The sequence below is a fragment of the Ohtaekwangia koreensis genome (genome assembly GCF_900167975.1).
GTDB classification, from domain to species: Bacteria; Bacteroidota; Bacteroidia; order Cytophagales; family Cyclobacteriaceae; genus Ohtaekwangia; species Ohtaekwangia koreensis.
The window spans coordinates 386,757-412,604 of the sequence record NZ_FUZU01000001.1; the positions used below are offsets into that span (position 1 = coordinate 386,757).

Consider the following 25,848-nt stretch of genomic DNA (forward strand, 5'->3'; position numbering starts at 1 on the left):
AAATGAAGATAAGGTCTTGGAAAGAGCCTTGTTGCTGCGATTTTTGATGCGATCCGTAGTGGTGACCTTATTTTTACCTGTCTCTATGCTAAGACAGCATGAAGAAAATAAATAGATTTGGTTCATATCTACAGAGGAGAAATGGGGCAATCGCCTGATCAGGAAATAATCCAGGCTATTCAGAGGGGTGATAAAGGTGCCTTTGAACAGGTATTCCATGCCTGCTATGAAAACCTCTGTCAATATGCTTTCACGATTTTGAAAGATATGGATGAAGCAGAGGATATTGTGCAATCTATGTTTCTGAAGATATGGGAGAGGAGAGAAGATCTGAATATACAGCATGCTATACGATCCTATTTATTCCGCGCGGTATATCATCAGTGTATCAATCACCTGGAGCACCGCACCATAAAGCTGAAGCACCAGGAGTATGGCGTGTTGGAAGGGACAAGTAGAGTACAGCAACCGGAAATTTTTCCGGATGAATTATCCAACAGTATCCAGTCCGTTGTAAACGAATTGCCACAACAATGCCGGATTATTTTTATGATGAGCCGGTATGAGGAATTAAGGTATGCCGAGATCGCTCAAAAACTGAACATCTCGGTTAACACAATAGAGAATCAGATCAGCAAGGCCTTACGAATCTTGCGACTAAAATTGAAAGATCATTTTTAAAACATAAACCACGGCCTGAGTGAAACGTGAACATGATATAGAAATTAAGGACGAACTTATCGTCGGGTATTTGGCCGGAGAAGCTGATCCCGAGGAAGCAATCGCATTGCAAGACTGGCTGACGCACGCTGAAAATCGCGCTTACTATGAAAACTTTCAGACTACCTGGAATCAAGCGCATCCAGCTAAAACACCACCGGATGTTAACGCGAAGCAGGCATGGCAAAAGCTCAATCTGAAAATGGAACCAGCGCCTATGTGGAAGTCAAAACCGCGTAAGGGTACGAATACAATTTTCTTTAGAATCGCTGCATCTTTACTGATCACAATACTGGCGTCATTGCTGATATATATACGTTTTAACACGGAGAGCATTGCGGAAGTTAAAGTTAATACTAAGGATTCATCAAAACAGATAAGTCTACCCGATAACTCTACAGTAACGCTATATCATAACAGTGCGCTTTTATACCCTTCTGGTTTTGGAAAGCAACAGCGTGAAGTTAGTCTTTCAAGTGGCGAAGCTTTTTTTACAATTGCACCGAATAAAGAAATGCCTTTCATTATTCATACTTCGCTGGCGGATATAAAAGTAGTAGGTACTGTATTTAATGTGGCCCTACGAAATGAACAACTCGAAGTAAGTGTAAAAGAAGGCAAGGTGCTGGTATATACTTCGCAAGACAGCAGTTACCTGGAAGCAGGGTTTACCGGAATTGTTTATCCCGCCACCCATACGATTCGCGTAAAAGATTCTGTACATGTTAACACATGGGGATATGCTACCGGCAAACTGGTTTTTAAGGATGCACCTTTACCGGAAGTAATCGCAGACATCCAGAAAGTATATCCGTATTCGATCACTTTAGGCAATTCGAATATTAATAATTGCAAGCTGACTGCTACCTTTGACAATGATTCTGCGGAAAATCTCTTAAATTTAATCGCAGAGTCATTAAATCTGTCGGTAGTAAAAAATGGCACAGTGTTTACCCTGGAAGGCGAAGGATGTCCGTAGGCTAATGCCCGCGCTTCTATTGCTTTTTATCAGCCATACTGCGTTGCCACAGTATATCCGTACGGGTACTCCAAAGAAAATCACACTAACCACTACCGGTGTCCAGTTTCATACGCTCATTGAAAAACTTTCAGAGATAACGGGTTTAAATTTCATCTATAGCTCTAATAAGATCGAAGTCAATAAGCAGGTTTCATTGTCGGCGACAAACCGCTCATTGGACGATGTTCTTCTTTTACTGGGGCGGCAGACGAATCTGACATTTGCCAGGCGTGATCGGTACGTTATCATAAAAACTATAGCAGTATCACCGGCACTTGCGGTTAGTACCCAACCTATTCCCCGCACCAGGCGTTCTGATTTTGAAAGATCTTACAACGTTCCGAGATATACTCCGCTGATCATTCCAACGAATGTTGCCTATACGGCCAGTGCAGTGCCACAACGTAGTTTTGATGGACCTATAGCATCAACTTCCGGGAGATATTTTAACAGACATTTAGGAGAGTTTAAAGTATATTTCGATACCACCTTCCTGAAAAAGCTTCCAGCACATGAGATTCAAAAAATAAATTTGAAGAGTCGCCACGCAAGCTGGTTTATCTCTGCAGGTTTTATGGTAAATGACTTTGCTGCAGGAGGAGAGTTACAAGCTGGTATTCGATCGCTATATGTAGTATATAATCCTTCCTGGTTATACAACGGTAATTTTTACGGTTCATACGGTTTGGGTACATCGTTGTTGTTATCGAGAAACCTGTCTTTTAATCCGGTATATACCTATGGTGCATTGAAGCAGGATGAAAATTTATCAGCCAGGATTTACAATAGGACGATTGAAAGCGATATCAAACTTCTGGCAAAACTCCACCAGGTAAGATTGATGTTGCAATATTCCATTACCAAAAACATTAGTCTTCGTGCAGGGCCAACGTTAGGCTATATGAGAACAAAGTATTCGCTGGAGAAAGCGAATGTGGTAGTATTTGGTCGCGCAAGCAGTGCAGCATCTCTGGCTCCGGTCCCTCCATACAACTACGGTTATAAAACTACTTTTATCTATGCGACAGCGCCTGGCGGGCCGATCTCTGAAATTGTTCGCAATGCACGAGAGGGTTATTCGGTCGATAAATACCTGGTAGGTTGGGAAGCCAGCATTTCTTATAGAATAAATTTTTTCAAACGACCATAGTGGCAATCTGATTTCTACCTGTCTTTTAGTTACAGACCAAATGCACAAGCGTATGGCACCAACTAAAAGTATTCTATTAAATCCTAAATCAAATTTGAAAGAAGCTTTCTGGGTTTTTTTGTCGCTGGCAATCATCGGAGCAATAAACCTGGGGCAACAGTGGGAGGAACGTAGGTTCTCTGTGGAATATTTTACAGCTGAACTGCAATGTATGTTGAAGCTGGATCAGTCGCAGACTCAACAGATGCAACAGATCAATTACGATTTTTACGACAAAACCTTAAAGGCGTACACCGATAATTTATTTGATGCATCGCAGTGCTCTTCGGAGATTCAAATGCTTCGGGAGAAAAGAGATGCCACCATGTTACAGGTCTTGAATGACAAGCAAAAAAGCACATGGAAAACTTTGTTCGTATATACCAATTGCAGAAACTGACGGTATATATACTATAGCACCCGGGTGGTTAACACCGTCTGCCAAAAACGGACGTTAAATAATTGAACGATTCTTTGTCGCTTCCCAGGCTTTTTAGAAAGTAATCGGACATCTTAAAGTGATGACTAAGCCGGAACGTCTCATAGAACGTCTGCTCTTCATTTATAGTAAATTTTTCATCACGATTTTGTTCGATTCCGCCAGGTAATACGATCGTGCTGTTCGATGCCTGGATAATTTGTTGCTGATCGGATTCAGAAAAGAGATTGGGTTGTAAAACAACAATCGCATCTCGTTTCTGGCGCACTAACTGTATAAGTCTCGTAGAGAATTCAAATCGTGGTGCGAGCGTATCGGACTCCATGCAGATTTGCTCCGTTCGCACTTCCGGTGTGGATGTGTGAGTAGCGACAAACGGTTCTATATAGGTACTGTGAGCCTTCATAAAAGCGTAGTAGCAAGCCTCTTTCTCTGTAGCAGCATACTCATGAGAGATTACGGTGAACAGAAAAACCGGCATGCTAAGCTTTCGTGCCAATTCAATTGTCCACGAGTATCCCCTGCTGAAATCAGCGTGGTATAGAAAAGGATATACGATACAACCCTTCATATTCGCGAATGATCTAATCACGTTCGTATATATACGTATGAAATTTAACCGATATACTATAGAAGCGACAATGCATAAGGAAGTCCGGAAACAAGAGCAACCCAATACAACTCGTTGATTCTGTCTTTTGATCTTTTCAAGCGCATCTTTATAGCGCTTGATGTGAGGTGATACGAAGCCTGCAAGTCTTCAATTGATTTACCTTGCTGGTATTTCAGCAACAGTAAACTTTTTTCTTCTGCAGGTAAATGTTCGATGAGTGCAAACATGATATTCTCCTGGTCAGCTTCTTCGTGTTCATGCTGCGATACAAAGTCACTTTCTTTTATGTCTTCATCCTCCTGTGTATTTTCTTCGAGGCTCTGCATCGTAGTCTTGTTCTTTTTACGAAGATATGCCAGACAATCGCGATGGGTAATGATATATAGCCAGGTAGAGAATTGCGCATTACCTTTGAATGACTCCAGCTTATCGAAAGCTTTCATGATAGAGTCCTGTGCTACATCAAAAGCTATATCATTTTCTTTCAGAATAGAGAAACACTTCTGATATACTTTTTTGAAGTAACGATTATATAGTTCGCCCAACGCATCTTTATCGTTTTCAAGAATGTGTGAAATGAGTTGCTCATCGGAAAATTGACTGAAAGTTTTCATAGCGTTTTAACAGTTGGTTTCAACGCTGTAAAGGTGCAGTGATCCGGGGGGGCAGAATAGAGTGAAAAAGCGTATTTTGATAAAATAGGGTAAAACGCGTAGACGGTCTACGCTAAAAAGCGTAGAGACTTTCCGTATAATTACTTAGACCAAGCCTTTTTCGATGGCATATTTCACCAATCCGGCAGTGTTCTTAGCCTGTAATTTGTCCAAGAGGTTTCTGCGGTGTGTATCTACAGTACGAACGCTGATGAAAAGTTTTTCAGCGATCTCTGCATTGGAGTATTCCTGCGCGATCAATTGAAGTACTTCCTTTTCACGTTGCGTAAGATCACTATTACTTTTTGCTGCAGGCTTCAGGTTTCCTTTTAATTCCGTAATGGCCTTGAGCAGGGTTGCAGAAACCGAATTGCTAAAATAGCTGTCGCCATTAACAACGGCATGGATAGCCGCACGCAGTTCGTCACGACCACAATTTTTAAGTAAGTATCCGTTGGCACCTGCCTCCAGCATTTTCAGAATATAGTCACGTTCTTCGTGTTGGGTAAGCGCCAGTACTTTAATGTCGGGGAAATCTGATTTAATCGTGTGCGTTGTTTCTATACCACTGGGCACTCCCATGTCAATGTCCATGAGTATAACATCAACAACATGTGTTTTCATAAGCGCAATCACATCGGTGCCGTTCTCAGCCTCAGCAATTACGTCTATATCATTCTCCAATTGAAGAATGGCATTCAGTCCAACACGGATGATCTTGTGGTCGTCAGCAATGACTACGCGTATCTTTTCCATTTAAAGCAATGATCCCCAAAAGTATACATTCCATTGGATATTCGGTGACTTTTTTATGATGAAGCATCCAAGTATACAAACGTATCTGCATGGCCATGTCTCGTTAAATAAATATTTTCCCTGATGTTATATACCTACGATCATAAAATAATAAGACAATGAAAAATCCATTTTCATCCTTGATGCTGATGGGATTCATAATCCTTTCTGCTTGTCAATCTAAACAGGAACATCCTGTACAACCTAAGGCTGAAGCCAATGTAAACGAAGTAGTTCTTTCAGAAACACAACCTGATGAACAATTCTGGCTGGCCCTTAAATCGTATGCCCGGGGCGAGTATAAAGAAAGTTCAGACTATATCAATGAAGGGATTGTCGCAATGAAGGAGATTGCCAATAATCACCAGGCGAATAAAAAATCGATAGAACATTCGATCAGCGAACTCAAAATACTTTCCGATAATATAGCCGGCAATCGCGTTAAGTCTATTGACGAATTGAACGGCACTTTTGCAAAAGCAGCAAAATCTTTGGCACACCTGCGGCTGCGCGTAACGGAGACTGAGTTCTTTAACAGGTCGGAAGAACTTGCCGGTACACATTTGCAGTCCGCGGCCGATCACGCAAGCCGCTATATAAGTTTCCATCACTATACACCTACAAAAGATGAAAACGGTTTATTGGCCGATGTTAAGGCTTTATCGAAACGATTACAAAGAGGTGATAAAGTATCAGAAGAAGAATTGAAAGAGAATATAAATAACATCGATAGTCTCCTGTTGAAATGGGAAACACGGTTTAATCCATAATTACCACTCACTATACATTTATGAAAAAATTGCTCTCCGTTATCTTTATTTTAGTTTCTGTCCATGCATATAGTCAATCAACCTTTACGGGAGCAAATGAATGTCGCATCAGGATTTTAACCGATAAGAAACATTACGAATGTATAACCCGGCACCTGGAAGCGCGAATAAATAATTCACTTGAAAGATTTGAATTTGTGATTCCGGTGGAATCGATTCGCGCGCTGAACGATTCATCTGACCTTGCTTTTATCCGGAGGCTGGCAGAAGGTAGTGGCGCTATACGGATCAATGCAGAATTGCCTGGAAATCAAATTGATTTTTCATTTCTGAAAACAAAGCCTACTACCAACCTGCCCGGTGAGTTAGTGATTGGCAAACTTCATTTTGAAGAAGATGTTGCGTTTGGCGGATCAATGCCTGCCGACAAGCTATATTTTAATTTCAGGTTTTACTTGCGGGAAGGAAACAGAAATCTGGCGCAAATAGACAATGAAAATATAATAGAAATAGAACTGGCCGCCCGTGGTGACAAGATGGTTGGCCTTACCTCTAATTAGTATAGTATATATAACCTTTAACTGTGATTTTTATGAAAACAAAAATTTTCATGATGCTGCTCACGCTGTTAGCGTTTACTGCATCGGCACAAGTACATGTTGACTTTGATAAGAAAGTTGATTTTAAAAACTACAAGACTTTTAAATTTGAATCGGGCAAAGTAATCAGAAAGCTCGGTGTAACCGACACGGATAATACATTTATGGATGCAAATGTGAAGGCAGCGATTACACAGGATCTTCAGTCTAAAGGTCTCACACCCTCCGATACCAATCCGGATCTGATTGTAACGTATCTCGCGGGGGCACGTGAGAAACAAGAGGTCCAGAATTATTTGTCAAATCAGGGAGCCTTTTATCCATACTATAGATTTTATAGTTTAGGCGGATGGTGGGGACCCCAGTGGAATAACTTTTGGGTAACGCATTACGAAGAGGGCACGCTCATTGTTGACGTGCTGGATGCAAAGACTGATCAGCTCGTATGGAGAGCGTACGCAGTGTCGCCTATTAATAATTACAACGAAGCTAAATTTGTTCAGAAGGAAGTATCGAAGTCATTCAGACATTTTCCTCCTAAATCATAGGTATAGGAATAATATAGGGAAGGCCAGTCACGTAATAATGACTGGCCTTCGTTGTTTATAGTGACCGTTACTATATAACTGATCTAAACAATAGCGGCCGGCAGATACACTGCTTATGGCTTCATTTGTTTTCCGACTAAATTATTTTTTTATGCGTACCCTACTTATTTTACTCTTTTCGCTTTTTGTGGTTAATGTAAATGCCCAGTTCTTCAATGAACGTACATTAAAAGAAGATAGTGCTTATACGAAGTTGAAGGCCGGCATCGTTTCCCGTTTTAAAAATGCTTCGCCCGGTCAATTTGGTCCTTTTGTGAAAGGTGTAGACGAAGATATAGTTACCAATAAAAAAGTATTGGCACTTACGTTCGATGCGTGTGGAGGTCCGCATGGCAGTGGATACGATGAAGAGCTTATTAATTTTTTACGACAGAAGCAAATACCGGCTACATTATTTCTGAGTGGTTTGTGGATGGATGCGCATCCTGATAAAGTAAAAGAGTTGGCTGCCGATCCATTATTCGAAATAGAAAATCATGGTCTTACACATCATCCTTGTGCTATAGCAGGCGAGACGATGTACGGTATACATGGTACGGCCAATGTTGGTCAGGCGATAGATGAGATTGAATTGAACGCACGCAAGATTGAAAGCATGACCTCACGCAAGCCGGTATATTTCCGTTCTGCCACGGCCACAACTGATGAAGCCTGTGCAGCTATAGCAGATCACCTGGAAGAAACAATCATCAGCTACGATCTTTTATCGGGTGATGCTGTGCCCGGAACGCCTGCAGCGGTTATAAAGGATAATTTACTTTCAGGAGCCAAACATGGTTCTATTGTTATCATGCACATGAACCACCCTGAGTGGAATGGCTATGAAGCATTGAAGGATGCATTGCCAGAGTTGCAACAACGAGGCTTTACGTTTGTAAAGCTTGAATTGCACCCGCTGAAAGGAAGGCATTAATTTATACCTATATATCTTTAAGCACTATGCGTCCGGAGATTCACTCCAGGCACATAGTGCTTTGTTTTATAATGAATTCCAGCCATTGATTTATCATTCCTGTCAGGTATGTTATTTTAATAAATAATTCTTCACAATGTAGTCATCGTGCTAATCAGGTACTTTGTAATGAACGCTTGTGTAGCTTGTTGTTGAGTAATGATTACTTATTAGAGCTTACGGTTTGGAGTCTCTGGCAACGCCTCTTAAGACTGCGGTTGCTAACGTAGCTGGATGTGGTAAAGAGATGCTGTACAGAAGTACAGGTTGTATAGTTTATGGTAGGTAATTTCCTGATAAATAAAAAAGCCACTGCTTGTCAGCAAGTGGCTTTATTGTACGGCCTAGTGAATATCAGCCGTAGTTCAAACTTTATAGGGACGGATCTCGCGAAGAATTTTTCCCGTAGGATCTACAAACATTCCCTGTAGTATACCGTGTTCCTTTTTCTGAATAGTAACGTGATATACTATATTTAGTTTCCCGTTCGCGTCAGAAGTGATCTTTTCGCGGTCGTTTATAATTTTGTAGTCTGGGTGTGCTACCGTTATAGCATCGACAACTGCCTGCGGCAACTCTGCATGCTTAATGATCCGTTTGGAATAATGAAGCTTCCCGTGCTTGTCGTAAACTGCCTGGTAACTTTCCTGGCCTTCTTTGATATTTACCTGGTAAAATTTGACATTATCACTTTGCTTCACGTTGCCTTCCGTGCGCACACTCCATTGTTCGCCATAAAGAACTAACGGTAGAAAATTTAAATCCACGATCATCCCTTTGGGGAAATCATTGCGGATAGCATCCATCACAGCTTTTGGTTCTTCTCCTTTTTTAACAGGAGTGATCGTTATTGTTTCAGACTCCTGAGCATTTGCTCCGGTCGCGAGGCAAAGCCCCACAAGAATTCCAAAGATTGTTTTCATATGCAATAGAATTTTGATTGTGAGATGTGTTCATCAAGTGTACTATATTTAAAAAGTATATTGATTAGATGGTATGAACAGAAGGTGGTCACGTGTTAAACAAAAGAAGAGTCACACCGTCTGCGCAACTCTTCTCTTAACCTAAACCCCCTATGAAAAAACTAAACGATTTTTTTCTCTTTTAAATGTCCTCCGTGTGGATCGACAGTAATGACTTTCTTTTCTTTACCCTTTAGAATGGTAACTCGGTAAAATGTCACAGTAGATTTACCTTCTTTAATTATTTCGTTATCCTTTACTATAGAATATCCAGGATTCCGTTTGCTGATTACGTTGCGTACCTCGTTGGGAAGCGCTGTATTCTTAACCACTTCCTTCATTCGTACCAACTTCCCGTTAGTGTCGTATAGAGCTTCACTGTGAACATTCGACCCTTTGATTTTTACACTATAGTAACTTGGTTTCGTTCCGCTCTGAGTGTTAAGCTCTGAAACTATATATTCTTCATTTACAAGCTTGGCCGGAAGGATTGCCCATTCTTCGCCCTCGCCACCTTTAAAATCACGTTTGAATGATTCAAGAACGTTCACCGGAATTTCCGCCTCAGCCGCCTTGATTCTGACAGAAGAACTTTGTGCACTTGCACCCGTCACTACCGCCATTGCCAGCACCAATGTTGATAATACTTTTTTCATGCTGTTGCTGTTGTTTGGTCTTTTGATGCACCTGAAACAGAAAGTCACACATGGTCACTAATTTTTTTTCGGGGTTATGATTTTTTTTAGGGGTGACATTCTTCCTGACAGAACATCTTAATAATGCAGCAGGAAACTCCTGCTGTCATTATATAAAGTATATAGTAGATATATGAAAACGCTTAGAATACTTTTTATGTCACTGGTGGCGCTGTCTTTTTTTCATGCCGTAAATGCGCAGACATTTATGGATAGCCTGGCGCGCGAAGATCACGAGATTGCTTCTTCCATTGCACCTTACCCGGCAGATGTTCGTGCTGCCATTCTGAATACATCACAATACCCGCAGGTGCTTGTTAAGTTAGAACGCCTGCAAGCCAGAACAAGTCAGTCGTTTCAGGATCTTGTCTCGGGCTATCCGCGTGAAGATCAGCAGGCACTATACCAGGCAAGTCGCTACCCGGAGTTGATGAATAAATTTATAGCGATGGGCTCCGGCTCGAACCAGGTTGATGCGCTTGTGAAAACATATCCTGAAGAAATTCAGAAAGACCTGGTGACCGCATACCGTGGGCATTTCAACGATCTCGTGCGCATGCATGATCTATACCAGTCATCGCAGACATCGATGCAGAAAATCGTTTCGAAATATCCCGCTGATGTACAACGTGACTTTCAGACCATCGTATCCATGCCCGATATCATGACGTTACTGACGGATAACATTGATGTGACAGTAGGATTAGGGGAGGCGTATCAGACGGATCCCACCGGAGTAAAGCAGCACCTTGATTCATTGCACGATCAGCTTCAACAACAGAATGAAAAAGATCTTGCAGTATATAAGAATCAGGTTGAAAACGATCCGAAGCTACAGGAAGAAATGAAGAAGGCTGCCGATGAATTTGCTACACAGTATAATCAGCCTGATCCTACTTATATAGTCAATAATAATTATTACGACAACTCTCCATATCCATACTGGTTCGGTTATCCATATTGGTATAGTTCGCCCATCTGGTATATGCAACCGGCTTATTTTCATACTGGTTTTTATTACGGCCCTTCCGGTAACATGGTTGTGTGTGGTCTTCCTTCACATATATATGCCAACTGGTTTTTTGGGATCGGTTATTCACACTACCCGGTGATGTATCGGAACTACCATACATACTACGATATGCATAATCCCCGTGTAGTCAATGGCAATGTATACCGTGGATTCAACCATGTATCCAGCAGGCATTTTACAACGCTTGCACGCAACCCTGCTTTTAGAAGTACAGAGTTTAATACGCAGTCCAATCATGTGGCAGCAGGAAGAAATACAGTGCCCGTAGGGCGATCACGTGAAATGAACTCCAACCCTGCGGGTATGAACCGCAGTACACCTCATTTTAATAATGCCATGCCGCAGCAACATTTTAATAATGCAGGCTTCAATCATTTTCATGCACAATCTTTTCATAGCATGGGATGGCAACATGCGGGTGGAGGAGGGCACTTCCGCAGGTAATGGAAACGATTGAGGAGCCGGAAGACGAGTATATATCCCACCGGCTTCTCAATTCTTTCAACTTTCGTTTTTGAACTTTTAAATATTGTCAATGTGACCTCTACCGGAAACAGCATCTAAGAACCGGAAATAAAAGTAACACGCACACAAACTCCGTGCATCCCCGTAGCTGGCAGTGTAAAAACTTTCAGCGACAAAAGAAACACAACTATGAAACGCATTTTTATCCTACTGTTTTGCATCACATCTCTTGGACAGTTGCAGGCTCAGAAAATCCTTACTCTGAAGGAATCACTTCAACTGGCAAAAAAGAATAATCCCGATCTGAAAGTAGCAGCATATAGTATCAATTCTGCAGAAGCAGATATCACTACGGCGAAGATCAGACCCGATCCTATATTCAATGCGCAGCTCCTGCATATTGCCAATAGCAACAATCGTAAAGAAGGCACATCCTGGACCAACAGTGCAAACAGTCAGTACTGGTGGCAGGTAACCAAGCCTCTGCAAATTGCAGGACAGCGTGCTAATAAAATTGATATAGCCAACAAGCTGGTGTCGCAATCAAAACTTGATTACAGCGAAAGTTCACGAAGCATTTATTATACCGTAGCGAGCAAATGGCTGGACGCATGGTCGGCCAAGATCGGGCTGGATATACTCGAGAAGGGTAAGACGAATATTGATAGTCTGGTGCGCATCAATGTATACCGGCTTAAGAACAGAGTGATCACCAGTACCGATCTGCAACGCACACAATTGCTGCAAAAACAGTATCAACGCGATATCGTGACGGCTCGTCAAAACTATTTGAGCGAACTGCAGAATCTGAAATACCTTGTAGGATTGACGGACAGTGTAACGGTTGATTTCTCTGACAATACATTCAACACTATACTTACTGCGGGCGATAGCCTGGTTGAGTTGGGAACACATGAGCGGAGCGATGTTCTTGCTGCCAAGAATGCGATTGATGTAAGCAACTCAAATATAAAAATGCAGCATTCCATGGCGTATCCACAACCGGAGGTAGGCGGTATGTATAATCCGCAGAATGGCATTCCGTATCTTGGATTTTACGGAACTGTATCTATACCTATATTTAATCGCAATCAAGGACAGCGCGAAAAAGCCCAAGTGCTTAAGTATCAGTCAGAGCAAAATCTTTGGGCTACGGAACGCCAGGCTGAAACAGAAGTTACCACTGCCTATAGCAGGTATATAACACAACGTCAGAACCTGGAAGATTATCAACGTAACCTCACCGAAGCTGATACTATATTAAACAGCGTTCGCTACTCGTATGTAAAGGGAGGTACTTCTATTATAGATCTCCTCGAAGCGCAGCGTTCATGGCTGGATACGCAGCAACGCTACTATAGCACGATGGAAGACTTCAGACGAAGCTATATACAGCTTCTTTTTGCAACCGGTATTATTAATCAATTGGCAGAATAAGTATCATGAACAAAACTATTGTTATCGTTTTTTGTCTGACAGCATGGGCGTGTCAGAAGCAGACAACTTCAGAAGCTCCTAAAGTTATACAACCACCAAAGGTTGAAGAACAAGGAAGAAAGATTACGTTCCCGGACGACCAGAAAAGCCTCTCGTTCTTTGGATCTGAAGTTGTAAAAAAGGAAAATCTTTCTGCGCAATATGCTGCACCGGCATCTATAGGGGTTTCTATTGTCCAATCTTCGGAGCGGGGTGGTCGCAATACCGTATTGTTTGATGATGCAGATCTCAGTGCTACCTATTCACAATTCCTGCAGCATATTATAAACATACACACACTCGAGGTAAATCTTAACCGCGTAAAAGACCTGGAGCAACATGGTGCAGCTACCGGTAAAGAAGTGCTCGATGCAGAAACTCAATTGGCAAATGAGGAAGCTGCTATAACAGAACAGGAAGCAAAGTTGAAATTAGCAGGTCTTGATCCTCAACGATTGAAAGAACCTCGCAGTAAAGAAGCGTGGCTGATTTGTGAAGTTCCTGAAAATCAAATTGCACAAGTAAAGCCGGGTACACCTTGTACGGTTACGTTCACAGCATTTGGTGACAAGCAATACAAAGCAAGTGTAGATGGTATAGGAGCCGAAGTCGATAACATTACGCGCATGGTGAAAGTACGTGTGGTCATGCAGAATCCTGCAAATCAATTCGAGGTGGGGATGTTCGCTAATGTGCTGTTTGATCTTCAGAAGAATAATACACTTTCAGTTCCGGTGAGTGCGCTGGTAAACGTACAGGGCAAAGACTATATGTTCGTGGAGCGTACTGCAAATATATTCGAGCGGAAGGAAGTTTTGATCGGTCAGCAAATTGATGACAAGGTAGTAGTGCTGCATGGTCTCGATGAAAAGGATAAAGTAGTAACGAAAGGTGCTATGGAATTAAAAGGATTATCATTCGGATATTAAATACTACCCATATGCTAAAGGCTGAAATATATATAGATCTTGAACGGTTCCAGGGTGAACAATCGCTGCATGATTTTATAATGAAATTCCTGATTGAACAAGATATAGCCGGTGCCACTTCTTTTCGTGCCTATGCCGGCTTTGGACGTCATCATCGGATCAAGCGACCTAACGAGCTCTTCTCCTTCGATGAGCCTCCTATACTCATCACTTTCATCGATGAAGATCAAAAAGTACGAAGCGTAGCAAAGAAGCTTCAAGAGTACCTCCATGGAGGACTGATAATTATTCAAAAAATTGAAACGCTATAAAATACCATGATCCGCAGGTTATTGATCATATCGCTTACCAACCGTGTTGCCATCATTATTGTATCACTGGTGCTGATGGTGGTTGGACTGGTTTGTTTTAAATTATTAAAGATAGAAGCCTATCCGGATATAGCAGATACCAATGTTGTTATCATTGCTAAATATCCGGGTCGTGCTGCAGAGGAAGTTGAACAACAGGTAACGATACCTATAGAACGTTCTCTTAATAATGTGCCGAAAGTAATTGCCCGCAGGTCGCGCACAGTTTTTGGTCTTGCACTGATTCAGCTTTCATTTGCGGATGGTACGGATGATTATTTTGCGCGTCAGCAGGTAATTGAACGGCTTTCCAGTGCTGATTTACCAGATGGTGTTACCCCTGAAATTGGTCCATTGACAACGGCTGTTGGTGAAATATATAGGTATGTATTGGAAGCACCACCAAGCGTAACGCCGACACAGCTTCGTGATCTGCAGGATTGGGTCATTGTCCCATCGCTATTGCAAGTTCCGGGTATAGCGGATGTAGTAACATTTGGCGGCCCGGTAAAAGAGTTTCATGTTTTCACAGCACCTGAAAAACTGCGCAAGTACAAATTAACATTGCCGGTGGTAATGGACGCCATTGAATCCAACAACCGGAATACGGGTGGTAATATTATAGAGCGCGGTGGACAAGGATTGGCAATCCGTGGTATAGGTGCTATTCGCAATGAAGAAGATATTCGGAATATAGTGATTACCAGCATCAACGGTGTACCTGTATTTATCAAAGATATAGCTTCAGTAGAAGTAGGGCCTCCGCCTCCATCGGGCTTGTTAGGCTATGCTATATTTCATGATGGTAAGAATGTAAATTCCGGAATTGAAGGAATCGTTTCCATGCGAAGAGGAGAGAACCCGTCCGATGTGCTGAAGGCGTTGAAAGCGAAGATGGCCGATTTGCAGGTGAATGAATTTCCGGAAGGTGTTAAGATTACTCCTATATATGACCGAACTTCGCTTGTAAACAATACGCTCGAAACGGTATCGCATACACTACTGGAAGGAGTGTCGATCGTGATTATTGTTCTCGTGCTTTTTCTGGGCAATCTTCGTTCGGCATTGGTAGTTGCGTTCACCATTCCATTTGCGTTGTTGTTCGCTTTTATACTCATGAAGCTGAACGGAATTCCGGCTAACCTTTTATCATTGGGAGCAATCGACTTTGGTATTATCGTGGATGGTGCCTGTGTGATGGCAGCGCATCTTGTCCATAAATTTAAAACGGCAACACCGGAAGAACGAAAAGAGGGCATCATCAAACTTACCCTCAATGCATCGCAGGAAGTTGGTCGCGAAATATTTTTCGCGGTAACAATCATCATCCTTGCCTATATGCCTATACTAACGATGCAACGTGTAGAGGGTAAACTCTTCTCACCAATGGCAGTCACGCTTGCGTTTGCTGTAGTTGGCGCAATGATCTGTGCGCTCACGGTAATACCCGTACTCATATCGTTTGTATATAATAAATACCTGGACGAAGATCAGAAAGAGACTATACCTGCATGGAGAAAGAAACTCGATGTTATAGGCTGGATGGAAAGAAAGTATGAAGTTGGTCTTGTTAAAATTTTGAAGTATCACAAGCAGGTAGTAATTATAGGATTTGTGATCGTGTTTGCATTGGTATCATTCATTGGGAAACTGGGGACAGAATTTTTGCCACCACTCGATGAAGGGTCCATCTGGATGCGCGCATTTTTACCGGCGGGTACTTCTGTAACCGAAACACAAAAGATTTCTCCGGTGGTAAGAAGAGTCGTAGCGCGTCATAAACAAATTGAAAGCATAGTAACACAATCTGGTCGTAACGATGATGGAACCGATCCTTTCCCTTCGAATCGTACCGAAGTAATGATGGTGTTGAAGGACTATAAAACATGGTCGCAGGATACAACCAAACAGGAGTTGATTGCGGAGCTGCGCAGAGAATTGAAAGAGGAACTTCCATCAACCTTTATTTCGTTCGGGCAACCGATCATTGACAACGTCATGGAAACAGTAACTGGTTCTGCGGCAGATCTCGCGATTAACATTCAGGGGTATGATATAAATAGAATGCGAGGTATAGCCGATACGGTGCGAACTATTGTAAAGGGTATGCAGGGCGCAACGGATGTGGGCATGGAACAGGAAGGTCCACAGGCACAACTAAATATACAGATCAACCGCAGAGAAGCTGCCCGTTATGGTATAAATGTAGCCGATATACAAAATATGATTGAAGCTGCCATTGGCGGTAAAGATGTAGGATCGGTTTATGATCACGATAAACGATATGATATAGTGGTTCGCTATGTACCAGAGAATAGGAATAGTCTGGATATGATTCGATCTATACAGATACCTTCTGCTTCCGGTGAACTGATCCCGATAGGGCAACTTGCTGTGGTGAAATTACTCGATGGTGAAACCAATCTATACCGTGCTGATGGAAAGCGATTGCTTATTGTAAAGACCAACGTGCAAGGTCGCGATCAGGGTGGATTTGTAGCAGAGGCTAAAGTAAAGATTGCTAACGTTATACATTTGCCACAAGGATATACTATAAATTATGGCGGACAGTTTGAAAACCTCGAACGTGCCGGTAAACAATTAATGATTGCTATACCGCTCACCGTAATTATGGTATTGGTGGTGTTGTTTATGTTGTTTAAAAATCTGAAGTATGCTTTAATGACGCTGGTCTGTGTATTGTTTGCTCTGGCGGGAGGAATCATGGCGTTGTTAATGCGCGGGTATAATTTCAACGTGTCTGCAGGGGTTGGTTTTGTTTCGTTGTTCGGGCTCTCGGTCATGGCCGGGGTGCTACTGATTTCAGCGATCAACCGTGAACGCACACTCGATAATTCGAACCTTGAGTTTACGCTGAGTAAAGCTGCCTCCGGGCAATTGCGCTCAATCACCATGATGCTGATTGTAGCGATCATCGGGTTAGTGCCTGCTGCCAGATCATCGGGTATAGGTTCTGATATTCAACGGCCTCTTGCAACCGTAATTATAGGCGGCCTTACGTCTACATTGATCTTTACACCGTTTCTACTCACAGCCTTATACTATTGGATTGAGAAAAAGAAAGTATAAATGAAAGTAACGGTCGCTGTGTGGCTCTGCATGATGGTGATGATAGGTTGCTATGCGCAGGAAGTCAGCAGAGGAGTTCCACTAGCGCTAGGCAAGAGCGACCGTTACATTCTTTTTCCAATGCTGGTAAAATCTCCGGAATATAAATGGGGAGCAGGCGCTGCCGGTATATATTACTTCAAGATTAAGCCCGATTCATTGACAAGAACTTCCAATGTAAAGCTGGTATCTTTTGTCACAGTACGTAAACAGGTTGTACTTGCTTCCGAAAGCAATATATACTTCCCGCACGAAGACTTCATTCTTCACCTGATTGTAAGTGCCAGCCACTTTCCTGATAAATTCTGGGGACTAGGGAATACGACCCCATCCTCTGCGGAAGAAGATTATACCATCAGTCAGTATGATATATACCCGCAACTCATTCGGAAAATACGACCGAATCTTTTTGCCGGCATCAACTACGAGTTTCAAAATGTATTTCGATTTCAATACGATAACAAGCAAGGAGAGAGCCTGTTCGATACTGAAAATATAGCGGGTCGCTATGGTAGTAAGATTTCAGGAACAGGTATAGTGCTTTGTTGGGATTCACGCAATAATGCTTTTAGTCCCAGTAAAGGATTTTATATTCAATATTTTGTTAATGCCTACCGGGATTTTATAGGCAGTGACTTTAATTTTAATATTCAGAACCTTGATGTGCGGAAGTATTTTGACTTGCATCACGATCGTGTGCTTGCCTTTCAGCTTAATATGATTGCTGCCAGTGGCTCCATACCAATTCGCGATTTTTCTGTAATGGGTACCAATATGTATATGCGTGGATATTATGAAGGCCGATACCAGGATAAAAACCTGATTGCATTTCAAACTGAATTCCGTACACCTGTATATAAACGATGGGGAGCTGTTCTGTTTACGGGTATTGGTAAAGTTGGACCAAACTTAGCGTCTGTAGTAAACGGACAAGGGTTAAAACCTTCTGTCGGTGTAGGGCTTCGCTTTTCTCTCAATAAAAAAGAAAAACTGAATTTAAGAATTGATGCAGGCTTCGGCAAGCATTCTCAGGGAACGTATATTAATTTAGCGGAAGCATTTTAATAGCCTATGAAGTTCTCCCTTAATATTGTGTTTGCACTCCTGATCGTATCAACGGTTCTTGTAATTTCCAGTTCCTATATTCAGCATCAGAATAGCAAGCAACGAAAAGAATCGATTAGCCAGGTAACGCATACCTATAAAGTTATCCAGACATCAACGTATCTCATTTCACTCATGAAGGATATGGAGACTGGTCAACATGGATTTATCATTACCGGAGATTCTTCTTTTCTCGAACCATATTATGATGCGAAGGAAGATATCACGCAAGCATTGGATACGCTCACCGGGTTGGTGCGTGAAAATAATCGGCAAGCCTTGCTAATGCAAAATCACATTGAGCCCATCATCAGAAAGAAGCAGGAGTTCCTGGATCATTCGTTATCAACTTTTAACAGACACGGTCAGGATAGTTCGATGAATCTGATCTCCGCTAAAACGGGTAAGACCTATATGGATACGTTACGTGTGCTCATGAACGATCTCTCACAACACGAGCGTTACCTGTTGAATCTCCACAATGAAGAATATGAAAAAGGAAATGAGCGTGAAGATCTCATTCGACTCGGAAGTATGATTCTGATTGTGATCACGTCTGCTTCTGCGTTTCTTGCACTATATAATAAGCAACGGCAGAATCGCGCGTTGCTATACGACCTCGAAGAAGCGAACAGTATACTCGAGCAAAAAGTAAGCGACCGAACAGCGGAAATAGGACGAAAGAACGAAGAGACGTTGCGGCTGAATGAAGAACTGAAACAAAATATAGAAGAGCTCAAAGTTGTACACACCAGGTTGATCGAACTGAATTATGAGAAGGATCATTTTTTGGGCATTGCGTCACACGATTTGAAATCACCTGTGTCAGGGCTACTGCGACTCATTGAAGTTATGAAGGTTGATAATCCAAACAGGCAAGCTTCCGATCTGCAATACCTCGGCTATATGGAAGATGCCTGTATAAATATGCAGCGCCTGATTGAAAATCTTCTCGATATAAATAAGATTGAGCATGGCTCTACCGAGATTAATGTTCAAAAAGTACCCTTGAATAAAATACTCGACCGGTTGAGCAACGAGTTCACTCCGATCGCGATGAAGAAAAATATCACCCTGCGTATAGCCCAGTCGTCAGAAGCTATTTATACAGATGAAGATGTGTTGGTACGCATACTGGAGAACTTGCTTTCCAACGCCATAAAGTTTTCGTATCCTGAAAAGGAAGTTACGCTCAAAGTACATTTGTCTGATGGCAACGTGATCTTCGAGATCATCGACCATGGACTCGGTATCCGGAATGAAGACCTCCCACGTATTTTTACAAAGTTCGAGCGATTAAACAACAAGCCAACAGCAGGGGAGGGATCCACCGGCCTGGGACTTTCTATCGTAAAGGAATTGATACCATTGATCAATGGAGAAATTTCTGTGTCGAGTAAAGTAGCAGAGGGAACCACTTTTAAAGTAATCTTGCCAGCCTGATACGTTTTTTTTCGTTCTTCCAACGGAACCTCATCAAAATAGACAACGACTTTGGTGAGTTGATGTTTCTTATTAATATTGCAGCCCCAATTTTTGGGTAGTTCGGGGTGTAGCGCAGCCCGGTTAGCGCACCACGTTAGGGACGTGGGGGTCGGATGTTCGAATCATCTCACCCCGACCTGGGTGGACGAAGGATAAAAATTTTTCCTCGTCCACTTTTTTTGTGAGCTAACTCTGTGTTTCTCAAGAGAAGTAAGACATTACTTCATTGGCTCTTTTGGTTCGAAACTGATTTTTCTCATAGACTAGTTTTTCAGGGAACACGGAACCAATGATCAATTGTTTCGCTTTTAAATCTTCATTCTCCCTATAGCATTTATCTAAATTTACCAGCAGAGTCTTAGCAAATTCTAAGTACCCTCGGTAGTCGTCTTCTGCTGAAGCCAGATTAGCTTTCCTTCGAAGTAAAGCCTCGTTAGTTTGTGGACATTTGTGCTTGATCTCTTTATACTCTCCTGATGCAAGCTCGCCATCCAGCATTAAGTACTGCGCGTTCTCTACGCGCTTTCGATTCTTTATACTCTCCGCTTCGATCTCTTGAAGCTCGGTGATAATTATATTCCTATCGGCTTTAATTTTTTGTGATAGTTCTTCATAAGTAACTTCTGCTGTTTCAGGTTGAGGTGTATACTCTTTAAGAAAGTTTAGAAAGTTCGCATTGGTTTCTTCTGCTCTGAAACGTTCAGGACAACCATGTACTGTGATGGTAAAAATACTTACCGCCATTTCCTTTTGATGCACTACCGGATAGAGTCTTCCTACACAACCTGCATTCTAAGAGTCCCCGTAACGGAAGTTGCTCTTTAAGTGTGTTTTTACCCGGACGCTTCGGAGCACGTCCTTCTAAAATATCTTGTACAGAGTAAAACAGACAACACGACTTTTTACTGTAACAACAGTGAAAAGAGAGAAATTTGATAGCATTTTCGTTTGTATTAGGGGGTACGGAAAACTTACGTTAACTTATGGATAATCTCACCTGCTGCCTTCTGTAAACGGACTGGCGCGAAGTTTTCTTCAATCGGATGTTGGGTTCAATGAATAAAAAAGTATACAAGGTCAGCGAACTTATCGTCATTAAACTCATTTTCATTGCAGGTGATAAATCAGACAGTTGTCTAAGCAGGATATGGATAGAATAAAAAACATGAATGAGTTAATCATTGTTACCAAAAAGCTCGTCTTTCAAAACGAAGAAAAAGCAAAACGGACTGCCGAGTTAATCATCGCCAATAAAGAACTCGCTTTTCAAAACGAAGAAAAAGAAAAACGGGCCGCTGAATTAATCATCGCTAACAAAGAACTTGCTTTTCAAAACGAAGAGAAGGGAAGACGGGCTGCTGAATTAATTATTGCCAACAAAGAACTTGCTTTTCAAAATGAAGAAAAGGAAAAGCGAGCTGCTGAGTTAATCATCGCCAACAAAGAACTTGCCTTTCAAAATGAAGAAAAGGAAAGACGAGCGGCCGAGTTAATTGTCGCTAATAAAGAACTAGTCTTTCAGAACGAAGAGAAAGAAAAACGTGCAGGAGAACTGATCATTGCCAACATGGAACTTAAAAAAGCGGAAGAGCAATTCAGACTTGTAGTGGAATCAGTACCCAACGCAATAGTGCTTGTTGACAGTGAGGGCTTCATTATCCTTATTAATAATCAGGTAGAAAAGCTTTTTGGATATGAGCGAAATGAATTGATAGGAAACAAACTTGAAATCCTGATTCCAGAACGATTAGAAGCTCAGCACCCAGGTCATCGAGATGTATTTTTTAAAAACCCAAAAACGCGAGCGATGGGTGCCGGGCGTGATCTTTTTGCTCTTAAAAAAAATGGTGCAGAAGTTCAGGTAGAAATTGGTCTGAACCCAATTGAAACAGCGAAAGGTATCATCGTATTGGTTTCCATCATTGACATCACGGAAAGGAAAATTCAGGAAGCCATGCTAAAAAAACATAATAAAGAACTCGAGCAATTTGCTTATATAGCTTCTCACGATCTACAAGAACCACTTCGCACGGTTTCCAACTATATGCGGGTATTTGAAGAGGATTATATAGCATTGCTGGATGACAATGCACGCAAGTACCTTCAATCAGTAAATAATGCTACAAAAAGAATGAGTATGCTGATTAAATCACTTTTGGATTTTTCACGACTGGGTCATAATAAAAAAATCACGTATGCTGATTGCAAAAAGATAATTAATAATGTGATCGCAGATCTTCAAACTTTAATAAAGAAAACCAATGCAACTATTGATGTAGCCGAAATGCCTACGCTAAATGTATATAAAATAGAAATTGGTCAATTATTCCAAAATCTTATAACCAACGCAATTAAATTTCAAAAAAAAGACACCCGCGCTGAAATTAAAATCCGCTCCAGGAAAGTAGATGAAAAATGGCTCTTCTCAGTAAGTGATAATGGAATTGGAATTGCACCCGCTCATTTTCAAAAGGTCTTTGATATTTTCCAACGCTTGCAAGTCAGTGATGCATATCAAGGAAACGGAATTGGACTTGCTAACTGTAAAAAAATTGTTGAACTCCACCAAGGGGAGATTTGGATCGAATCAACGTTAGGAGAAGGAAGCACCTTTAATTTCACCATTCCCAATTTATCCTTATGAATAAAAAGTTAAACTGTATCATGCTGGTTGATGACAACCCTGATGACAATTTTTACCACGAGAGAGTGATAACAAGAAGTAATGCTGCCGACATTGTTATACCAAAGGAATCAGCATCGGATGCACTTGAATATTTAAGATCACAAAAGAATAATCACAACACCCACCCCGATCTTATTTTTCTGGACATTAACATGCCCGGCATGAACGGATGGGATTTTCTGATGGAATACACCAAGCTGGATAAAAAATTACAAAGCCGGGCTGTTATTGTAATGCTTACAACTTCAGAGAATCCGGATGATAAGATGAAAGCAAGAGCATTGAATATCGCTGCTGACTTTAAGACAAAACCATTGACCAAAGAAATGTTGGAAAAAATTATTATCAAGCATTTTAAACAGACAATACCTGACCAGATCATCTTACCTTAGAGTCCCTGATATATACAATCCTTATTCGAATATATGTGTTAAGATGTATTTATTTGCGACCATGGTGGCATATAAACTGCTTAGAACAGATTCTGAAGTATGCAACGTTACGGCTATCGTATATATAAGTAAAACTATAAATGGCTCTTAGTGCTCCTTCCGTATACCAGTAGCTTTAATGTTATAGCAATCCAGGATTTCATAATTTCTGGTACTTCTTCTGGAGATTATTCTGCTCGTGCTTTGGATTTTTCTAGTTACTAAGGATTGGGTAAAAATTCCAGCGTTTGCTTACGCCCTTAGGTTATGTGAAGCTACTGATCAACTTTCATAATCCTGATTTATCCTAATTCTTGCTTTGCCTTTTTCTAGCAGCATCGATTACTTTTCGGCTTGTGACCTTTGGATTTTCTCACGCGAAAATCTCTTGAGCGTCAAACGATAGATGAAATACAAGTCTGTACAAAAGTTTAATGTCTTCTAAAAACGGCTCGAAATTTTACCACTCAGGTCGACTTTGAGACAATCAATTGTTCGAAAAACCTCTATATCGTATGATGTAAAGGGTTTTTTCTTTTCTTTTCTTTTCTTTTATACTAATTCATTTCATTTTATTCGATAGACATATGCCCTATTCGGTGCCCTGTTTCCCTATACTATATTTAGGGCACAGAATGTTATGTGGTTATCTGGGTATTAAATTATTGAATCACAACTTTTGATTCTTTTGGTGTAACATGATAGCTCACGTGCCCGAGAACTGTGAGTAATCAAGGAGGTATTAAAACCTTCTTTTTAAATTACAAATCACGTAACAACTTCAAAAAAATATCTTATAAAAAAGATCTCCCCATTGAATATAAAATGGATAAGTCACGATATCCCATTTAATGACACCGTTATATATGATTTTAGTTACATATATAGATTCACTATTGTCGGTATATTTCTTACTGACATAGGTTTCAATCGTGTCGATATAGTTGAAATCATTTTTACCCCACTGTATATATGTTGTTGTTTGCGATTGACGTCCTCCTCCCTCATCAGTATATACTTTCATTCCATATTTTTGTTTGCTGTTTTGGAGAAATTCAAATTTTCTTGGAGCATGTAAATTTGGAAAATATACTTCCGTTTGTGCGTTTCGTTTTTATTTTTTCAACCCTATAAAACTCCAAAAATTAAATTTAGGTCTTTCAATTTGTTTGTTTTGTTCTTGGGACATTTTTTCCAACTCCAAATAGGATTTAATTCCAACTTTAGCTCTGTCTGCAACTACGACACCATAATGATTCCCGACATTGGAACATATCCTTTCAAACTTGCCAAGCGAAACCATTCTTTCAATTATTCGAACTCCGTCTGCGTAGTCTTCAAAAATGTCAACTGGTAATGGTCTGTAGTTCGATGTTGACTTAATGAATTTTGAAAAGAAGTATGGATCTAGGTCACCAAATTCAAGACCGAAAACAAGAGGGACTTCTATGAGCTGTCCTGTTTCATTATTTTCAAAACCACAATGAAATCCATGAACAAAATATCTCCAGCCTTTAATTTTCCCAATTTGTCGTTTGTCACACTTTAGCTCGTTGAACGTTTCCATTGGAAAGTCCTTATTTAACTTCAAGTCAAGTTCGTCAACCAACTTGAATAGTAATTCTTCTCCTAACTTTCGGTAATCCTTTGCACATTGCTCAAAAAAGGCTTGATTGGTTTCAATTTCTTGATCTGTTATAAGTTTGGCAATATTTATTTCGGGTTCAATTGTATGTATTCCAATCTGAAAACCCGGGAGTTCATTTTTCAATTTTTGTCCGACTGCTTCTCGTTGACTTTGAACTCCCTTTTCAAAAACAAGTTTCAATATCCGTTCCCGCGGAATTGCTTGAACTGTTTCAAGTGTCGGAATTCGTTCAACCGAACTTATTGCAATTATGTCTGTCGTTCTGTTCAATGGTGTCGCTTCTTAAAATGACGCGCAACGTTTACCTATTAGCCGTTGCGGCTTTAAGTTTAGTAAATTGTCTTACGTTACAAATATTTTGAGGTGATAAAATTTATACCTTAACCCAAACCCCGCAATGGATTATACATTTTGTTGGTAGGTGCCCCTTTTACTCCCAATCGTTGTTGTCAGGGATAAATAAATTCTCATAAACATCATCCCAGTCCTTATATGTCCTTGTCGTTGGGTAGTCAGTGCCTGCCAATTTTGATTGAGACCATGTCAAATGTACTCTGGCATATTTAAAGTCAGAATCAAAAACTGCAAACAGTACATCATCATTGTCCTGTCGTCTTGCAACAGTTGTTACATCTTTTCCATAGAGAATGTGTCCACGACTAATTTCCTTTTCAAGTTGATTATTTAGTCCCTTGTCCGCGAAGTGCCAAGGTGTCAAACAAGGTTGTTTACCAGGTATTAGGTCAACGATGGTATTTTCTTTTAATCTAAATACTTCGTGGTCGTTTTTTAGTTTAACTGAATATAAATCAAGATCAAGTTCACCGTTTTCTTTTAGCTTTCTTGGAGCGTCCAAGTATTGATCAAGTTCAATATTGTCCAAGTATATCTTTTCGGTCAAAGTAATCTCTTGTCCTGAAATGATTGGTCGAACTAGTAAGTATTGTCCTTGTCCCGCGATGGATAATATTTTCTCTATTTTTAATTTTGTCGCCATTGTCCAAAACGGGTTGCCACCAACGCTTAGCTATAAGACGTGCGCGTGTAAATACCTACATCTTTGTCCCACGTTGCTGACGAAATTTAATAGCACATG

25 protein-coding genes and 1 tRNA gene are annotated in these 25,848 nt (G+C 41.0%); 18 read left to right on the forward strand and 8 right to left on the reverse strand.

Translation table 11 applies throughout. The features are described 5' to 3' along the window. The first annotated feature begins 117 nt into the window (after window positions 1-117). Genes B5Y40_RS01615 through B5Y40_RS01630 form a run of 4 tightly spaced genes read left to right on the forward strand, consistent with a single transcriptional unit; the run spans window position 118 to window position 3,330 of the window. A complete protein-coding gene (locus tag B5Y40_RS01615; protein WP_143785564.1) occupies window positions 118-681 on the forward strand; it encodes an RNA polymerase sigma-70 factor in 564 nt (187 codons plus the stop codon). Between the two features lie 19 nt (window positions 682-700). After that, window positions 701-1,699 (forward strand): FecR domain-containing protein, encoded by a 999-nt coding sequence (locus tag B5Y40_RS01620; protein WP_079684966.1) that lies wholly within the window; start codon window positions 701-703, stop codon window positions 1,697-1,699. After that, window positions 1,659-2,891 (forward strand): STN domain-containing protein, encoded by a 1,233-nt coding sequence (locus tag B5Y40_RS01625; protein WP_079684967.1) that lies wholly within the window; start codon window positions 1,659-1,661, stop codon window positions 2,889-2,891. The genes B5Y40_RS01620 and B5Y40_RS01625 overlap by 41 nt, the downstream gene beginning before the upstream one ends. Before the next feature lie 52 nt (window positions 2,892-2,943). Beyond that, entirely contained in the window at window positions 2,944-3,330 is a 387-nt protein-coding gene (locus tag B5Y40_RS01630; RefSeq protein WP_143785565.1) for a hypothetical protein, read from the forward strand. Window positions 3,331-3,358: 28 nt separating this feature from the next. Here B5Y40_RS01630 and B5Y40_RS01635 read toward each other — a convergent pair whose 3' ends face one another. The 3 genes from B5Y40_RS01635 to B5Y40_RS01645 form a co-directional block, all read right to left on the reverse strand. Beyond that, a complete protein-coding gene (locus B5Y40_RS01635; RefSeq protein WP_079684969.1) occupies window positions 3,359-3,940 on the reverse strand; it encodes a hypothetical protein in 582 nt (193 codons plus the stop codon). Window positions 3,941-3,996: 56 nt separating this feature from the next. Then, entirely contained in the window at window positions 3,997-4,596 is a 600-nt protein-coding gene (locus B5Y40_RS01640) for an RNA polymerase sigma factor (RefSeq protein WP_079684970.1), read from the reverse strand. A gap of 144 nt (window positions 4,597-4,740) precedes the next feature. Then, window positions 4,741-5,391: a response regulator transcription factor gene (locus tag B5Y40_RS01645; protein WP_079684971.1), complete on the reverse strand. Its 651-nt coding sequence runs from the start codon at window positions 5,389-5,391 to the stop codon at window positions 4,741-4,743. Window positions 5,392-5,549: 158 nt separating this feature from the next. Between B5Y40_RS01645 and B5Y40_RS01650 the strand changes: the two genes are divergently transcribed. The 4 genes from B5Y40_RS01650 (at window position 5,550) to B5Y40_RS01665 (ending at window position 8,320) form a co-directional block, all read left to right on the forward strand. Further along, window positions 5,550-6,200: a hypothetical protein gene (locus B5Y40_RS01650; protein ID WP_079684972.1), complete on the forward strand. Its 651-nt coding sequence runs from the start codon at window positions 5,550-5,552 to the stop codon at window positions 6,198-6,200. 20 nt (window positions 6,201-6,220) lie between these two features. After that, entirely contained in the window at window positions 6,221-6,760 is a 540-nt protein-coding gene (locus tag B5Y40_RS01655) for a hypothetical protein (protein WP_079684973.1), read from the forward strand. A gap of 32 nt (window positions 6,761-6,792) precedes the next feature. Further along, window positions 6,793-7,347 carry a DUF4136 domain-containing protein gene (locus B5Y40_RS01660; RefSeq protein ID WP_079684974.1) on the forward strand — a complete coding sequence of 185 codons (555 nt, stop codon included), beginning with the start codon at window positions 6,793-6,795 and terminating at the stop codon, window positions 7,345-7,347. Between the two features lie 151 nt (window positions 7,348-7,498). Continuing rightward, window positions 7,499-8,320 carry a polysaccharide deacetylase family protein gene (locus B5Y40_RS01665; protein ID WP_159453578.1) on the forward strand — a complete coding sequence of 274 codons (822 nt, stop codon included), beginning with the start codon at window positions 7,499-7,501 and terminating at the stop codon, window positions 8,318-8,320. A 404-nt stretch (window positions 8,321-8,724) separates the two neighbouring features. Here the strand turns inward: B5Y40_RS01665 and B5Y40_RS01670 are convergent, their stop codons facing one another. Together B5Y40_RS01670 and B5Y40_RS01675 are read right to left on the reverse strand one after the other, a co-directional pair. Next, window positions 8,725-9,282, reverse strand: a complete 558-nt coding sequence (locus tag B5Y40_RS01670) for a hypothetical protein (RefSeq protein ID WP_079684976.1) — start codon at window positions 9,280-9,282, stop codon at window positions 8,725-8,727. Between the two features lie 161 nt (window positions 9,283-9,443). Further along, the gene (locus B5Y40_RS01675) at window positions 9,444-9,977 is read right to left on the reverse strand and encodes a hypothetical protein (protein WP_079684977.1); all 534 of its coding nucleotides are present in this window, start codon (window positions 9,975-9,977) and stop codon (window positions 9,444-9,446) included. A gap of 172 nt (window positions 9,978-10,149) precedes the next feature. On the opposite strand from B5Y40_RS01675, the gene B5Y40_RS01680 reads away from it, so the two are divergent. From B5Y40_RS01680 to B5Y40_RS01715, 8 genes are all read left to right on the forward strand, one after another. Beyond that, complete coding sequence (locus B5Y40_RS01680; protein ID WP_143785566.1) at window positions 10,150-11,493, forward strand: DUF3300 domain-containing protein; 1,344 nt, start codon at window positions 10,150-10,152, stop codon at window positions 11,491-11,493. A 210-nt stretch (window positions 11,494-11,703) separates the two neighbouring features. Beyond that, window positions 11,704-12,951: a TolC family protein gene (locus B5Y40_RS01685; protein WP_079684979.1), complete on the forward strand. Its 1,248-nt coding sequence runs from the start codon at window positions 11,704-11,706 to the stop codon at window positions 12,949-12,951. Window positions 12,952-12,956: 5 nt separating this feature from the next. Then, window positions 12,957-13,919 (forward strand): efflux RND transporter periplasmic adaptor subunit, encoded by a 963-nt coding sequence (locus tag B5Y40_RS01690; protein WP_079684980.1) that lies wholly within the window; start codon window positions 12,957-12,959, stop codon window positions 13,917-13,919. Window positions 13,920-13,930: 11 nt separating this feature from the next. Beyond that, window positions 13,931-14,230 carry a DUF190 domain-containing protein gene (locus B5Y40_RS01695; protein WP_079684981.1) on the forward strand — a complete coding sequence of 100 codons (300 nt, stop codon included), beginning with the start codon at window positions 13,931-13,933 and terminating at the stop codon, window positions 14,228-14,230. Window positions 14,231-14,236: 6 nt separating this feature from the next. Beyond that, on the forward strand, window positions 14,237-17,359 hold the full coding sequence (locus tag B5Y40_RS01700) for an efflux RND transporter permease subunit (protein ID WP_079684982.1): 3,123 nt from the start codon (window positions 14,237-14,239) through the stop codon (window positions 17,357-17,359). After that, window positions 17,360-18,463 (forward strand): BamA/TamA family outer membrane protein, encoded by a 1,104-nt coding sequence (locus tag B5Y40_RS01705; protein ID WP_079684983.1) that lies wholly within the window; start codon window positions 17,360-17,362, stop codon window positions 18,461-18,463. 6 nt (window positions 18,464-18,469) lie between these two features. Next, window positions 18,470-19,945, forward strand: a complete 1,476-nt coding sequence (locus B5Y40_RS01710; RefSeq protein ID WP_079684984.1) for a sensor histidine kinase — start codon at window positions 18,470-18,472, stop codon at window positions 19,943-19,945. 103 nt (window positions 19,946-20,048) lie between these two features. Further along, window positions 20,049-20,123 (forward strand) — tRNA-Pro (locus B5Y40_RS01715). Window positions 20,124-20,188: 65 nt separating this feature from the next. Here the strand turns inward: B5Y40_RS01715 and B5Y40_RS01720 are convergent. After that, window positions 20,189-20,731, reverse strand: a complete 543-nt coding sequence (locus tag B5Y40_RS01720) for a hypothetical protein (RefSeq protein WP_143785567.1) — start codon at window positions 20,729-20,731, stop codon at window positions 20,189-20,191. 421 nt (window positions 20,732-21,152) lie between these two features. Between B5Y40_RS01720 and B5Y40_RS01725 the strand changes: the two genes are divergently transcribed. Further along, on the forward strand, window positions 21,153-22,631 hold the full coding sequence (locus tag B5Y40_RS01725) for a sensor histidine kinase (protein WP_079687046.1): 1,479 nt from the start codon (window positions 21,153-21,155) through the stop codon (window positions 22,629-22,631). Continuing rightward, window positions 22,628-23,065: a response regulator gene (locus B5Y40_RS01730; protein ID WP_079684986.1), complete on the forward strand. Its 438-nt coding sequence runs from the start codon at window positions 22,628-22,630 to the stop codon at window positions 23,063-23,065. Before B5Y40_RS01725 ends, B5Y40_RS01730 begins: the two co-directional genes overlap by 4 nt. Window positions 23,066-24,218: 1,153 nt before the next feature. On the opposite strand, the gene B5Y40_RS01740 is transcribed toward B5Y40_RS01730, so the two are convergent. After that, complete coding sequence (locus tag B5Y40_RS01740) at window positions 24,219-25,022, reverse strand: DUF6896 domain-containing protein (RefSeq protein ID WP_185145716.1); 804 nt, start codon at window positions 25,020-25,022, stop codon at window positions 24,219-24,221. 160 nt (window positions 25,023-25,182) lie between these two features. Then, on the reverse strand, window positions 25,183-25,749 hold the full coding sequence (locus B5Y40_RS01745; protein WP_079684988.1) for a hypothetical protein: 567 nt from the start codon (window positions 25,747-25,749) through the stop codon (window positions 25,183-25,185). Between the last annotated feature and the right edge of the window lie 99 nt (window positions 25,750-25,848).

Coding starts and splice junctions, on each gene's coding strand:
- B5Y40_RS01710 (WP_079684984.1), top strand. CDS start 18,470: ATGAAGTTCTCCCTTAATATTGTGTTTGCACTCCTGATCGTATCAACG.
- B5Y40_RS01700 (WP_079684982.1), top strand. CDS start 14,237: ATGATCCGCAGGTTATTGATCATATCGCTTACCAACCGTGTTGCCATC.
- B5Y40_RS01725 (WP_079687046.1), top strand. CDS start 21,153: ATGAATGAGTTAATCATTGTTACCAAAAAGCTCGTCTTTCAAAACGAA.
- B5Y40_RS01695 (WP_079684981.1), top strand. CDS start 13,931: ATGCTAAAGGCTGAAATATATATAGATCTTGAACGGTTCCAGGGTGAA.
- B5Y40_RS01665 (WP_159453578.1), top strand. CDS start 7,499: ATGCGTACCCTACTTATTTTACTCTTTTCGCTTTTTGTGGTTAATGTA.
- B5Y40_RS01630 (WP_143785565.1), top strand. CDS start 2,944: ATGGCACCAACTAAAAGTATTCTATTAAATCCTAAATCAAATTTGAAA.
- B5Y40_RS01625 (WP_079684967.1), top strand. CDS start 1,659: ATGGCACAGTGTTTACCCTGGAAGGCGAAGGATGTCCGTAGGCTAATG.
- B5Y40_RS01670 (WP_079684976.1), bottom strand. CDS start 9,282: ATGAAAACAATCTTTGGAATTCTTGTGGGGCTTTGCCTCGCGACCGGA.
- B5Y40_RS01635 (WP_079684969.1), bottom strand. CDS start 3,940: ATGAAGGGTTGTATCGTATATCCTTTTCTATACCACGCTGATTTCAGC.
- B5Y40_RS01675 (WP_079684977.1), bottom strand. CDS start 9,977: ATGAAAAAAGTATTATCAACATTGGTGCTGGCAATGGCGGTAGTGACG.
- B5Y40_RS01655 (WP_079684973.1), top strand. CDS start 6,221: ATGAAAAAATTGCTCTCCGTTATCTTTATTTTAGTTTCTGTCCATGCA.
- B5Y40_RS01720 (WP_143785567.1), bottom strand. CDS start 20,731: ATGGCGGTAAGTATTTTTACCATCACAGTACATGGTTGTCCTGAACGT.
- B5Y40_RS01680 (WP_143785566.1), top strand. CDS start 10,150: ATGAAAACGCTTAGAATACTTTTTATGTCACTGGTGGCGCTGTCTTTT.
- B5Y40_RS01690 (WP_079684980.1), top strand. CDS start 12,957: ATGAACAAAACTATTGTTATCGTTTTTTGTCTGACAGCATGGGCGTGT.
- B5Y40_RS01745 (WP_079684988.1), bottom strand. CDS start 25,749: ATGGCGACAAAATTAAAAATAGAGAAAATATTATCCATCGCGGGACAA.
- B5Y40_RS01640 (WP_079684970.1), bottom strand. CDS start 4,596: ATGAAAACTTTCAGTCAATTTTCCGATGAGCAACTCATTTCACACATT.
- B5Y40_RS01650 (WP_079684972.1), top strand. CDS start 5,550: ATGAAAAATCCATTTTCATCCTTGATGCTGATGGGATTCATAATCCTT.
- B5Y40_RS01705 (WP_079684983.1), top strand. CDS start 17,360: ATGAAAGTAACGGTCGCTGTGTGGCTCTGCATGATGGTGATGATAGGT.
- B5Y40_RS01645 (WP_079684971.1), bottom strand. CDS start 5,391: ATGGAAAAGATACGCGTAGTCATTGCTGACGACCACAAGATCATCCGT.
- B5Y40_RS01660 (WP_079684974.1), top strand. CDS start 6,793: ATGAAAACAAAAATTTTCATGATGCTGCTCACGCTGTTAGCGTTTACT.
- B5Y40_RS01730 (WP_079684986.1), top strand. CDS start 22,628: ATGAATAAAAAGTTAAACTGTATCATGCTGGTTGATGACAACCCTGAT.
- B5Y40_RS01685 (WP_079684979.1), top strand. CDS start 11,704: ATGAAACGCATTTTTATCCTACTGTTTTGCATCACATCTCTTGGACAG.